The organism is Megasphaera vaginalis (ex Srinivasan et al. 2021) (assembly GCF_000478965.1).
GTDB lineage: Bacteria > Bacillota > Negativicutes > Veillonellales > Megasphaeraceae > Megasphaera > Megasphaera vaginalis.
Map to the genome: position 1 here is coordinate 18025 of NZ_AWXA01000051.1, position 13232 is coordinate 31256.

13 protein-coding genes and 1 pseudogene are annotated in these 13232 nt (G+C 49.9%); 8 read left to right on the top strand and 6 right to left on the bottom strand.

Annotation, left to right across the window (positions count from 1 at the left end):
- Positions 1 to 20: 20 nt before the first annotated feature.
- The 8 genes from HMPREF1250_RS08725 (at position 21) to HMPREF1250_RS08760 (ending at position 9844) form a co-directional block, all read left to right on the top strand.
- Entirely contained in the window at positions 21 to 1010 is a 990-nt protein-coding gene (locus HMPREF1250_RS08725; RefSeq protein WP_023054279.1) for an efflux RND transporter periplasmic adaptor subunit, read from the top strand.
- Between the two features lie 32 nt (positions 1011 to 1042).
- Positions 1043 to 2800, top strand: a complete 1758-nt coding sequence (locus HMPREF1250_RS08730) for an ATP-binding cassette domain-containing protein (protein ID WP_023054334.1) — start codon at positions 1043 to 1045, stop codon at positions 2798 to 2800.
- Positions 2797 to 3918, top strand: coding sequence for an ABC transporter permease (locus HMPREF1250_RS08735; protein WP_023054296.1), 1122 nt, complete (start codon positions 2797 to 2799; stop codon positions 3916 to 3918). The genes HMPREF1250_RS08730 and HMPREF1250_RS08735 overlap by 4 nt, the downstream gene beginning before the upstream one ends.
- 3 nt (positions 3919 to 3921) lie before the next feature.
- On the top strand, positions 3922 to 5037 hold the full coding sequence (locus HMPREF1250_RS08740; protein ID WP_023054339.1) for an ABC transporter permease: 1116 nt from the start codon (positions 3922 to 3924) through the stop codon (positions 5035 to 5037).
- A gap of 13 nt (positions 5038 to 5050) precedes the next feature.
- A complete protein-coding gene (locus HMPREF1250_RS08745; RefSeq protein ID WP_023054330.1) occupies positions 5051 to 5698 on the top strand; it encodes a TetR/AcrR family transcriptional regulator in 648 nt (215 codons plus the stop codon).
- A 262-nt stretch (positions 5699 to 5960) separates the two neighbouring features.
- Complete coding sequence (clpB, locus tag HMPREF1250_RS08750) at positions 5961 to 8546, top strand: ATP-dependent chaperone ClpB (RefSeq protein WP_036243126.1); 2586 nt, start codon at positions 5961 to 5963, stop codon at positions 8544 to 8546.
- A gap of 161 nt (positions 8547 to 8707) precedes the next feature.
- Positions 8708 to 9214 carry an S-adenosylmethionine decarboxylase family protein gene (locus tag HMPREF1250_RS08755; RefSeq protein ID WP_023054374.1) on the top strand — a complete coding sequence of 169 codons (507 nt, stop codon included), beginning with the start codon at positions 8708 to 8710 and terminating at the stop codon, positions 9212 to 9214.
- Positions 9215 to 9241: 27 nt separating this feature from the next.
- Complete coding sequence (locus HMPREF1250_RS08760; protein ID WP_023054314.1) at positions 9242 to 9844, top strand: HD-GYP domain-containing protein; 603 nt, start codon at positions 9242 to 9244, stop codon at positions 9842 to 9844.
- A 125-nt stretch (positions 9845 to 9969) separates the two neighbouring features.
- Here HMPREF1250_RS08760 and HMPREF1250_RS08765 read toward each other — a convergent pair whose 3' ends face one another.
- The 6 genes and pseudogenes from HMPREF1250_RS08765 to HMPREF1250_RS12315 all read right to left on the bottom strand — a co-directional run.
- A complete protein-coding gene (locus HMPREF1250_RS08765) occupies positions 9970 to 10197 on the bottom strand; it encodes a thioredoxin family protein (protein WP_023054309.1) in 228 nt (75 codons plus the stop codon).
- Complete coding sequence (locus HMPREF1250_RS08770) at positions 10187 to 10606, bottom strand: low molecular weight phosphatase family protein (protein ID WP_023054298.1); 420 nt, start codon at positions 10604 to 10606, stop codon at positions 10187 to 10189. The genes HMPREF1250_RS08765 and HMPREF1250_RS08770 overlap by 11 nt, the downstream gene beginning before the upstream one ends.
- Positions 10607 to 10677: 71 nt before the next feature.
- Complete coding sequence (locus HMPREF1250_RS08775; protein WP_023054297.1) at positions 10678 to 11010, bottom strand: ArsR/SmtB family transcription factor; 333 nt, start codon at positions 11008 to 11010, stop codon at positions 10678 to 10680.
- Between the two features lie 11 nt (positions 11011 to 11021).
- Entirely contained in the window at positions 11022 to 12020 is a 999-nt protein-coding gene (locus HMPREF1250_RS08780; protein WP_023054308.1) for a permease, read from the bottom strand.
- Between the two features lie 108 nt (positions 12021 to 12128).
- Entirely contained in the window at positions 12129 to 12527 is a 399-nt protein-coding gene (locus HMPREF1250_RS08785; protein ID WP_155914516.1) for a hypothetical protein, read from the bottom strand.
- Between the two features lie 425 nt (positions 12528 to 12952).
- A pseudogene (locus HMPREF1250_RS12315) lies at positions 12953 to 13159 on the bottom strand (amidase domain-containing protein); the annotation flags it as partial.
- Positions 13160 to 13232: the final 73 nt, after the last annotated feature.

The following is a 13232-nucleotide window of genomic DNA, read 5'->3' on the forward strand; positions in this document are numbered from 1 at the left end:
AAAGGAAGAAGGATCATGTCATGAAAGAGAAACTGCTCGCGCATAAAAAAACGCTGCTTCTTCTCGCCATCGTACTGCTGGCAGCCTTGGGCTATTACGCCTATACTGCTGCTCAGAAAGATGACCCGGCACTCGTACTGTATGGCAATGTCGATATCCGTCAGGTATCGCTGGCTTTCAACAGCAGCGAACGAATTGAAGAGATGTATGTCGACGAAGGCGACCGCGTCAAAAAAGGCGATGTCTTGGCAAAGCTCGCCACACAGCCGTTGGAATTGCAGATTGCCGCCATGGAAGCGCAAATAGCACAACAAGAGGCTGTCGTGAACAAATTACATAACGGTTCCCGGCCGCAGGAATTGGCCGGTGCACAAGCCTCTACGGCATCAGCGCAGGCTGATGCCGACAATGCGGCAGCAACATATACCAGACTGCTCACGCTGTATAACCAAGATGCCGTCAGCAAACAAGAGCTTGATAACGGTGAAGCAAGGTATAAAGCTGCCATGGCTAATCTGCAAAACGCGCAGGCTGCCCAGAACTTGACAGCAATCGGTCCTCGTTCGGAAGATATTGCCGCTGCCGAAGCGCAGCTGCAACAGCTACAGGAGCAATTGAAGCTGCAAAAGTGCAACTTAAGCCAAACCACCCTTACGGCTCCGCAAGACGGCGTCATTCGTTCCCGCCTTCTCGAAACCGGGGATATGGCAACGCCGCAAAAACCGGTATTTACGCTTTCTCCGGATTCGGCAAAATGGATCAGAGCCTATGTTTCGGAAAATCGCCTCGGTGAATTGTATGAAGGTAAACAGGCCTTCATCCACATTGACAGCTTTCCTGACAGAAAAATCATCGGCCAAGTGGGATATATTTCCAACACTGCGGAATTTACGCCAAAAACGGTACAAACGGAAGATTTGCGCAGTGCTCTTCTTTATGAGGTCCGTATTTATGTAACCGATGAGGACAATATACTGCGCATGGGGATGCCGGCTACGATTACCTTTTGAACAAGGTCCTGAGTGAAGAAGGGATATACGTCATGACGACTGCTATTGCTTTCACTGCAAACCATATACGCAAAGAATTTTACGATGCCCCTGCAAAAAAAACGATAGAAGCGCTGAAAGACATTTCGCTCACTGTTCCGGCCGGACAGATCACCGCCATCATCGGCCCCGACGGAGCCGGCAAGACTACACTGCTGCGTCTTATCTGCGGTCTGCTTGCGCCTACTGCAGGTTCGCTTTCCGTCTTAGAAACCGATGTCCTCAGCGATCCCCAAGCTGTACAAGACCGCTTGAGTTACATGCCGCAGCGTTTTGGCCTGTACGAAGATCTGAGCGTCGCCGAAAACCTCACATTATACGCCGACCTGCACGGCGTATTGCAGGAAGATCAGCAGAAGCGTTTCGCAAAACTGCTACACATGACTGGTCTGACAGCCTTTACCGACCGCCTTGCCGGCAAGCTCTCCGGCGGCATGAAACAAAAACTGGGCCTTGCCTGTACCTTAGTCCGTTCGCCGGATTTGCTCATTCTCGATGAACCGACAGTCGGCGTCGATCCGTTGTCGCGGCGGGAGCTTTGGGAAATCCTGCAAACCTTACAGCGCGAAGAAGGATTGTCCATTTTAGTCAGTACGACCTATATGGACGAAGCGGAAAGATGCAGCCATCTCATCATTTTGTACGAAGGTTCCATTCTTCGTGAAGGCACGCCTGCCGAAATCAGCGCCTTATCGGCAGGCTTAGTTTTCAACGTAACTCCGCCGCCGCAAGTTCCGTCCCGCATTGTTCAAGCAGCGCTGCTCGATGATAAGGAGCAGGTCATTGATGCCGTGCCCGACGGATCTACAGTCCGCTTTAGCCTATATCGGCAAGACCAACTGCCGCAGCTTGCGCTTTTAAAGAAATATCCGCAACTGACGGCCGCACCCATTTCATCACGTCTGGAAGACAGCTTTATGATGCTTCTCCGGCAAGCGGCACAAACGAAAGAAAGTACGGCGGCTTTTCCTGTTTCCTACAAAGACTCTTATGAACTGCCACCGGAAATCGTCATTGAGGTCCGCCATTTAGTTCGCAAGTTCGGTGATTTTACAGCCGTTTCCGATTCTTCTTTCCAGGTCCGTCGCGGCGAGATATTCGGTCTTCTCGGACCCAACGGCGCCGGTAAATCGACGACTTTCCGCATGCTCTGCGGTCTGCTGCCGGCCACGAGCGGAACGCTTTCCGTCGCCGGCACGGATCTGCGTACAGCACGCGCTGCCGCCAGAGCGAATGTCGGCTACGTTGCCCAAAAGTTTTCCCTCTACCCGATACTGTCGGTAAAAGAAAATCTCGAATTTTACAGCGGCATTTACGGCCTGCGCCGTAAAGAAGCGGTACAGCGCATTGCCGAAGTGACCGAGCAATTTGAGCTTACAGACTATTTTCTCACACCTGCCGGCATTCTTCCGGGAGGCTTCAAACAGCGTCTTTCCATGGCCGCCGCCTTGCTCCATAAGCCGCCGCTTCTTTTTCTGGATGAACCGACAAGCGGCATCGATCCCTTGGCGCGATGCACCTTTTGGCGGCGCATCACGTCCCTTGCCGATACGGGCACAACGATTATCGTCACGACCCACTTCATGGAAGAAGCCGAATATTGTGACCGCATGATGATTCAAGACCACGGCACCATTCTCGCCTTGGGAACACCGCAGGAGATTCGCGGCAGTACCGGTCAAAACGCCACGATGAACGAAGCCTTCATTGCCATTGTAGAACAGTCCCGAAAAGAGGCGGAGCAACCATGACGAACTTTTCACGCCGCATGAAGGCACTCATCAAAAAAGAATTTCTCCAAATGTTCCGCGACCGCAGCAGTCTGATTATCGGCATTATCGTCCCGATCATGATGATCCTCCTCATCGGTTTCGGTATGTCCTTTGACGTCAAGAACATTCCCGTTGCCGTCGTTCTGGAAGACACGTCGCCGACAGCGCAGGATATGGTCAGCTTTCTCGACGGATCGGACTACTTTTCGCCTTATTATGTTACATCACTGCATGAAGGCGAAGCGTTGCTGGATCATCGAAAAGCAGAAGCGATCCTCATCATTCCTTCCGATTTTACGGAAAGTCTTGCTAAAGGAACGGGCAGTGTCCAAATGATCACTTACGGCGTCGACGCCACTACGGCACGAACAGCCGGCGGTTATTTGGAAAGCGGCATTGCCCAATGGTCGGCTGAACACAGCGGCACCTATCTGCCGGAACTCACGCCGCGCGGCTCGATCAATATTATCAGCCGCCAATGGTTCAACGACGCGAACACGAGTACGTGGTTCTTTATCCCGGGGCTGATCGTCATCGTCCAGACATTGGTAGGGGTCTTTCTCACTACCCTGGTCATGTCGCGAGAATGGGAACGAGGCACACTGGAGTCCCTGTTCATTACACCTGTCCGTCCGCTTGAGATCGTGCTGGCCAAGATGATTCCGTATTTCTGCATTTCTTTTTCCGGCTTTATGCTCTGCATCTTTGCATCTCGTTTTCTCTATCATGTGCCGATGCACGGCCCGCTGTGGATCATCATCTTCGCTTCAATGGAATTTATTTTTGTATCTCTCGGCATGGGACTTACGATTTCTTCAGTCCTGAAAAATCAATTTCTCGCCTGCCAAATTGCCCTTACTGTCAGTATGCTGCCAACGGTCATGCTCAGCGGTTTCATATTCGATCTCCACAATGTGCCTTTCGCGATTAATGTCATCGGCCACCTAGTGCCGGCAACGTACTATATGGAACTGCTGAAATCGCTCTTCCTCGCCGGCACGAACTGGTTCATTATCACGCGGAACTGCTCGGTCCTTGCCGCCTATGCCGTTCTTTTCACGGCCTTGTCTTTTATTGTAACGAAAAAGAGGCTTTGACTTATGAACCGATACCTCGCTTCGCTCTCGATCATTCTCCATCTGATCCGCAAAGAATTTCTAACGACGCTGAAAGACTCCAAAAGCCGCGTCATTCTTTTGCTGCCTGTGCTGGTTCAGGGATTTCTTTTCGGCTATACGGCTACATATAACTTGAATGACATTCCTTATGCTCTTGTGGATCAGAGCCACAGTGCCTACTCCGCGGCGTTCCTAAGCAAGCTAGACGGCAGCGGCATTTTCACGCGCCGCCAGAATCTGTCCGGCACAGCGGACATCGCAGCGGCAGTCGACTCCGGCGATGTCTTGGCAGTGATTACGATTCCCGCCGATTTTGCCGACCGCATTGCTGCCGGCGAAACCGCCGCGGTTCAAGTGATTACCGACGGAAAAAACATTATGTCCTCCGCCATGACGGTATCCTATACGGCAGCCGCAGCCGCCTCATATACACAGGAACTGCGTCAAAGCCCTCCGCTCATTACGGTACAAACGATTTCCTGGTACAATCCCAATCTGATTTCCCGCTGGATGTTTCTCCCCTCTCTCATCCCCATGATCGCCCTGACACAAGTCATGATCTTGGCCGGATTATCCGTTGCCAGAGAAAGAGAACAGGGAACGTTTGAGCAGCTTCTCGTCACACCGCTGCGCCCCGGCGAAATTCTCATCGGGAAAGCCGTTCCGCCTATCGTCATTGGTCTGGTGCAAGCTACATTGATGCTCTGCATCGCTGTTTTCTGGTTTCACGTCGCCATGGTCGGCTCACTGGCGCTCTTCTACATCACGGTCTTTTTATTCCTCATCAGCTGCGTCGGCATTGGACTATCCATTTCGGCAGTAGCTCAAAACATGCAGCAAGTCATGGTCTATTGTTTTGTTTTCCTGCTGCCCATGCTGCTTCTTTCCGGGTTGGCAACACCGGTCCGCAACATGCCGGATATCCTGTATTATGCAACCTATGCTAACCCGACACGTTTTGCCATTGAAGCGATCCGACGCATTTATCTGGAAGGCGCCGGTCTCAGTCTGATTTGGCGCAACTTCATCCCTATGCTCAGCATTGCTGCCGTTACGCTCCCTGCAGCAGCGTGGCTGTTCCGCCACAAGTTGTCGTAAAGAAGGTACCCCTATGAAAACAGCAACACACCGCGAAGACGGTAAGGAAACGAGAAATAAAATACTCATCTGCGCCGGTCATCTCATTGCCGCCAATGGCTACAGCAAAACGACAAGCAAACAGATCTGTGAAGCGGCTCAAGTCAACATAGCCGCCGTTAACTATCATTTTGGCAGCCGTGACGGTCTGTACATCGCCTTATTAGAAGAAGTGCAAAACTACCTGCTCAGCATGGATGAACTGACGGCCATCTGTCAGCGTACCGCTTCATCCAGAGAAAAGATTGCATCCGTCATCAGTCGCCTTCTGGAAGCGGACTTTGCCGAAGATAACTGGCAAATACGCCTGTGGCTGAAAGAGATGCTGGCGCCGTCACCGTTTATCGGACAAATCCTGACGAGCAAAGCGCTCCCGAAAATGGAAATGATTCTTTCTCTTTTCAGCGACTATCTGGGCTACGATAAGAAAGATCCTCGTCTCTACGGCGCCATTGTCAGTATGATGTCACCCTTTCTCGTTTGCCTCTTGGGGCAAGATAACCCGCTGCTTCCGTATTTGCCTGCTCATTACAGTCAGAAAACCTTTATTCCCATCATCAAAGAAAACGCCCTGCGCGTCTTGGATTGTCTACGAAAAGAAAACACCTGCCCAAAAGGCTGATACCTTGTATCGGCCTTTTTTTATATCATGCTCCTGCTGCAACTTGGACGCACCTGTCCGCTCCATATTATTTTAGCTTTTGTCTCATGTATAACGCCGCGCCGGCGATTTCGCCGCTCACAAAAATCAAAAAGACAAATTCTTTTTATTTTTATTTGACTTTTTGACTTTAACAGGTATAATGATACTTGAAGAGAGTTCCAATCGCTCTTGCTCTATGACAGCACGTCCCAAAGACGGCACGATGAAAGGAGTCTTTATCATGGGAAACGAAAAATATACACAGAAAGTTATGGAAGCATTTCAGGAAGCGCAGCAAACAGCGGCCCTCCACTATCATCAGCAAATCACGGCAGTCCACCTTCTCTTGGGACTGACAAAGGATCCCGAAGGGTTATTGTCCACCATTTTCAGTGAATGCCAGACAGATATTCCGATGTTGCAGGCACGTTTGGAACAGCTGCTGAAGCAGATTCCTTCGGTCAAAGGACAGAGCCAATTATCCATGTCGACGGAAATGGTCCGCATCATTGGCAAAGCGCAGCAGCGCGCCGACGGGATGCACGATGAATTTATCAGTACCGAACACCTCATTGAAGCCATCGTGGAAGAAGGCGATGCCAAAATTCAGGAAGTATGCCGGCAATTCGGCCTGACAGGCGACAAGATCCGCCGGATTATCAAAGAAAATAAAAAGCAATCCGTTACCAGCGATAATCCGGAAGGAAACTACAAAGCCCTTGAAAAATACGGCCGCGATCTGACGGCAGCGGCCCGTCAGGGCAAACTTGATCCCGTAATCGGCAGAGATGACGAAATCCGCCGCACAATCGAAATTCTGTCGCGGCGCACGAAAAACAATCCCGTCCTCATCGGCGAACCGGGCGTCGGCAAAACGGCCATCGTCGAAGGACTGGCGCGGCGCATCATTTCCGGCGACGTACCCGAATCGTTGAAGAACAAGACGCTTTACTCTCTTGATCTAGGCGCACTCATTGCCGGCGCCAAGTACCGCGGAGAATTTGAAGAACGGCTGAAATCCGTGCTGAACGAAATCGCCAAATCGGCGGGACAGATACTCCTCTTCATCGACGAAATTCACACCGTCGTCGGCGCCGGCGCCTCGGAAGGCTCCATGGATGCAGGGAACTTGCTGAAACCGATGCTGGCTCGCGGTGAGCTGCGCTGCATCGGCGCCACAACGCTGAACGAATACCAGAAATATATTGAAAAAGACGCCGCCTTGGAACGCCGCTTCCAGCCGGTCATGGTCAATCAACCGTCTGTAGAAGACACGATCACGATTTTGCGCGGTTTGAAGGAACGCTACGAAGTACATCACGGCGTCCGGATCCGCGATAAAGCACTGGTTTCGGCAGCCGTTCTCTCGGACCGATACATTTCCGACCGCTTCCTGCCAGATAAAGCAATCGACCTTGTCGACGAAGCCGCCGCCAAATTGCGGACGGAAATCGAATCGATGCCGTCGCCCCTCGACGACATCCGGCATAAGATCATGCAACTTGAAATCGAAGAACAGTCGCTGACGAAAGAAACGGATGACGCCTCAAAAGAACGACTGGCCAAGATCACCGACAAAAAAGCCGAATTGAAAAAAGAGGAAAAGGCGCTGCAAGAAAAATGGGACAGTGAAAAGCAATCTATCCTTCATACACAGGCCATCAAAAAAGAACTCGACGAAGTCCGCCATCAAATGGAACAGGCAGAGCACGACTACAACCTGGCTAAAGCGTCGGAGTTGAAGTACGGCAAGCTGCCGGAGTTGGAAAAAGAACTGGCCGATCAGGAAAACCGTCTGGCCTCGGAAAACGGCACACGTCTATTGAAAGAAGAAGTCGGCGAAGAAGATATCGCGCAAGTCGTCAGCCGCTGGACAGGCATTCCCGTCACCAAGATGATGACAGGCGAACGAGAAAAACTGCTGCACTTGGAAGACGTGCTGCACCGCCGCGTCGTCGGGCAGGATGAAGCGGTTCACGTTGTCAGTGACGCCATTATCAGAGCGCGAGCCGGCATTAAAGACCCGAACCGCCCTATCGGCTCGTTTATCTTCCTCGGACCGACCGGCGTCGGCAAGACGGAGCTGGCAAAAACATTGGCCGAATCACTTTTTGATGATGAACGCAATATTATCCGCATCGATATGAGCGAATACATGGAAAAGCACACCGTATCCCGCCTCATCGGAGCGCCTCCCGGCTATGTCGGCTACGACGAAGGCGGTCAGCTGACAGAAGCCGTACGCCGCCGTCCGTACAGTGTCATTCTGCTCGATGAAATCGAAAAAGCGCATCCCGATATCTTCAACGTCCTTTTACAGATCCTTGACGACGGTCGTCTCACCGACGGCAAAGGACGCGTCGTAAACTTTAAAAACACGGTCATCATCATGACCAGTAATCTCGGCTCCCATGAAATTCTGGAACGCGACGACTTTGACGAAGCGGAAAAAGCGGTCCGGGAACTTTTAAAGCAATACTTCCGGCCCGAATTTCTCAACCGCGTAGACGACACCATCGTCTTCAAGGCATTACAAGAGCAACAGGTACGCCACATTGCCGAAATCTTACTCCAACGCTTAAGCGACCGCTTGGAAAAACAGGTCAAAGTCACCTTGACGTACAGCGAAAAGGCCCTCGATCAGTTGGCGGCACAAGGCTTCGACGCTCATTTCGGAGCCCGTCCCCTGCGCCGTCTGATTGTCCACACCGTAGAAACAGCGCTCAGTCGCAAGCTCATTGCCGGCGACGTCCGAGAATGTGACACGGTCTCCATCGATTATGTCGATGACGCCTTTACCTTCACACCGAAGCGCGAAACTGTCTGATTTCCTCTTCCCGAAGGCTCCACCTGCAACTGGAGCCTTCTTTTTATGTCCGTTTTACGCTGTTCGCCGGGAAGAGACTCATGCGTCGGCCCCTGCAAGGTTATTTACAAGAAAGAGAAAAAATTATATAATAAGGCGTAACTTACGAACAGGTGAATATCATGAATACTACGTTGGGTAAACATTTACTTATTGATTTTTATAACTGCCGCTGCGAATTCCATGAACCGGAAGAATTGCGCCCTTTTGTTGAACAGGCGCTGGCAGTCGTAGGCGCCGCATTGAACGACATCACATTCTTTCGTCTTGACGAAGAGTTGGTGTGCATGGCTGTTTCAGATCAATCACACATCTGCATTCATGTATACCCCGAACTGGCTTATACGGCTGTCGACATTTACAGCTTCAACAGCGACATCAAAGCCAACCAGATCATGAGTTCCTTAAAGAGCTCCCTCCATTCCGACCGCATCAAGGCGACCAGCGTACGGCGCGGTGATTTCGGCTCGATTCGTGATATGCGTCCTAAACGCAATTCAAAGATTACGGCAGTTCGCCGTGTGAAAAACACGGGAGCCCGCATAAAAAAGACGAGTGCTACCATGCTGAACATTTTGCGGCATCCGAAGCGTACTCACCAATTCCGCAATTTCCGCAAGAAAAATTAACATTCCGAATGGAAAGGTTCTGTATGTATGTACATGTTATCATTACGGCAAGCGGCAGGCATCGCTGCTGAAGAAAAGGACTCCCTCGATTCGATCACGACTGCGCTCCTTGCTTTTATCCAATTAAAAAACCAACGTCTCTACATGCATTCTCTCCAGGTCGCCAATTACAGCGTCAGTATTGCGACCAAATTGGCATTGCCGAAAAGCGAAATAGTCCAAATCAAACACGCCGCACTGTTGCATGACATCGGGATGCTCTTCGTTTCCAATTCGCTCCTGTCCAAGATGCCTTATCTGAACCGCACGGAAAAAGCGACTTATAAGCGGCATGCCGCCGCCGGCGGAAACGTCTTGGAAAACATCCCCTGCTGCCAGGATATCGTCCCCTACATCCGCTATCACCATGAGCGGTGGGACGGCTCCGGCTTTCCGAAACACCTCCGCGGCGCCAATATTCCTTTCGGCGCCCGCATCATCGCCGTTGCCGATTATTATGACACGATCATCAACCCGTCGACAGAATTTTGGGCAAAGACGAAACAACAGGCCGTACGCGAGCTGTTCAGCGCCTCCGGTCTGCTCTTTGATCCGGAAATCGTCAAGGCTTTCATTGAAACATTAGGATAATATATACAAAACAGGCACGGTACCCGCCGCAAGGCGAATACCGTGCCTGTTTTCTTTTCGGCCTGTCTGCGAAAAATTACCGCCCTGCTGCCTCTGCCGATCCAAGAACAAAGCGCAGCATATGATCACAGGTATTTTTCAATCTCCCCGACAGTCGGTACGCGGCCGCTTAAAACGACGCTTCCGTCAATCATGAGCGCCGGCGTACGCATAATTCCATAACCGGCAATTGCGGAAAAATCTGTGACATACTGTATATCGGCGTCGATACCGCAATGATTGACAGCTTTTTTTACTGCTTCCAACATTTTTTCACATTTGCTGCAGCCGCCGCCAATAACCTTAATATCCATCTTTCCCCCTCCTTTCCATTTCCATTTTAAGGGCCATCACTCTTTCTTTTATTTCCTGAATCACGGCCAAATACAGGGCATCACTTTTCCCGACTGGATCTACCAAATCCCAGTTCCGTTTCCATTTTGCAGGATGAACCGGACATTGTACGCCACAGCCCATCGTGATGAGACCATCTAGCGGCGGCAGTTGGTCCAGTGTTTTATTTTTTTGCCCGGCCGCCGCCATGTCGATACCATATACGTTTTTCATGATACGCACTGCGCCGCGATCAAGCTCCGTTGCAATCTCCGTTCCTGCCGAACAGCTTGTAAAAACATCGCCTGCCAAGGTATGGCCGAACGCTTCGGCAATCTGACTGCGACAGGAGTTGCGTATACAAATAAAGGCTATCCTCGGTTTACTCACAAGTAAATCATCTCCTCATCCGGAGCGCCAGCATCGGTCTGCCGGACAATGCAAAAATGTCTTTTTCCGCACTATTCAAACTCCTCTGCACGGGACGGCGAACAACAAGAGGACGCACGCCATCCGTTTTTGCCGTCACAGCGCAGTGACTCAATGTAATTCCTAAAAGCGGTAACAGTTTCGCAATTCAGCGAGTAATACGTATTTTTCCATTCTTTTCTGGATCTGACCAGATTACACTCTATCAACACCTTCATGTGATGCGAAAGCGTCGGCTGTGTAATACGAAAATATGCCAACAAATCACAGGCGCATAATTCTCCGTCCGTCAACAGCTGAACAATGGTCATTCTGTTGGAATCTCCCAAGGTCTTGCAGATAACTGCGGCATCAACGGCATTCATACAAACACTCCTCACATAAGTACATGCTGAAACAAATTGAACACGTAACCGACGAAAATAATACCGCTGACACAGATGGCGACGAACGTATACAAGAGTTTCGGCTTTACGACCTTCTTCAGCATAATGAGAGAAGGGAGACTCAACGTCGTAACCGCCATCATAAAGCTGAGCACGGGGCCCAGCAAAGCCCCTTTTCCCAGCAACGCCTCCGCAACCGGTATCGTCCCGAAAATATCGGCATACATAGGCACGCCGACCAGCGTAGCCAAGACAACGCCAAAAGGATTATGAACGCCAAGAATTTCTCCGATCACCGCTTCGGGAATCCAATTATGGATCATAGCGCCGACGGCGACACCGGCAAGAATATAGGGAAATACCCGTTGAAAGGTACCGGTCATCTGTTCCCATGCATACCGGCAGCGGTCACTGACAGTCAATTCCGGCGCCGCAGCCTGAGCTGAAAGGGGCGCATGATAAATAAAATCCGCCACTTCCGCTTCCAAATGAAGGCGCTCGATCACAGTTCCGCCGGCGACGGCAATGCCCAGCCCGACAAGAACATAGAGAAAGGCTATTCGGTAGCCGAAAACCCCGATAAGCAGAATCAGACTTCCCAAATCGACCATAGGCGAAGAAATGAGAAAGGAAAAGGTTACTCCCAGCGGCAAGCCTGCACTTGTAAAGCCCATAAACAACGGAATAGAAGAGCAGGAACAAAAAGGCGTAACAGTTCCCAGCAAAGCTCCCAAAACATTGGCGCCGATACCGTGAACGTTCCCCAACAGTTTCCTGCTGCGTTCAGGCGGAAAAAAACTTTGTATATAGGAAATCAAAAAAATCAGGACACACAAAAGAATCGTAATTTTGCTGACGTCATATAAAAAGAAATGAATACTGCCGCCTACCGGTCCGTTCAGATCAAGCCCGACTGCCGCAAGAAGGTCGCCAAAGACTACGGACAGCCACTTCATCCCCAGGATTTCACGCTGAATGAACGTAAACATCGCTACACCTCTTATCATATATATGTATATCTATATGATAAATTATACCATACCATCGATATTCGTCAATATGATAACGGTTGAAAACAACAGTTGCTATGCAGGTCATCAATCAGCAGTTCCGGATTCAAAAGCGCTGTACTGCACAAAAACGGTTCTCTCTGCAGAGAAGACGAGGCCTGCGCTAAAGCCTTCCGGGCCGCCGTCCCGGATTGCGCTCCAACGATGCTGATCTCCAGAAAAAAAGTCGTAATCTGCAGCCACAAGACCGTCACTGCCTGGGCCTTTCCGAAAAGCGCCGCGAATGGTCGCTAAAAAACTGCGGCGCAAATCCATATCCGTAAAAAACTGAACGATTTCAGGCTTATGGGTATGATCGACAGTTTCGTTAACGTAGAGATAAGACCGAAAAGGCTCCTGTTTCGTCACGTACGCGGCAGAGGACAACTGTCTTACTTGGCATTGCTGGCCATGACGAGACCGTACACGGCGACAGCGCCTCGACATTTCAAAGCCGCCGCGCAACTTTGCAAGGTAGCCCCCGTCGTATAAATATCATCTCAAAGGTGTTTGTATTTGATACAATAGAACGATAGTCAGAATTTCGAACACCCCCGTGTGCATGTTTAAAAAAAAATAGGTGGATACTAATTTTAACCCCTCTTATTTTTTCTAACTCCTTTCTCACTAGGAATTTCTTTATTAATTGCAATGAAGTTGCCCAGATCCGCAATAGTTAAAAGTCGATTTGAAGAATTAATTTATAATTCTTCAAATTACGACAAATCTTAACTTTGAAAATATTGCAGTTAACTTTATTAATTTCATAAAAATAAGGATCATACACTTATATTCAGCGTATAATCCTTATTTTAAAATTATCGCACCCCTATATCATTCGCTTCTAACCTATTTTCCCATAGCATGAGTACTTAATCAATAGTGTCTATTGGGCATAAAAAGCGTACCTCAGTATAAGAATCCGGGTATACATCACTTAGTGGCCTTTGAAAATGATCATCAGTATGTCCGGCATATGTAATTCCATAGGGGGTGTCTAGATTTGTTATAATACCAGCGTGAGTCCACGCCTCATCACCGGGGTTCCAAAATTGTATAACATCGCCAATGTTAACTTCTGTGCTACTCCATTTTACTGTGGTCTAGACAAGGGGCCCATTATAAATCATAACATGAAGGTATTCGCTATGG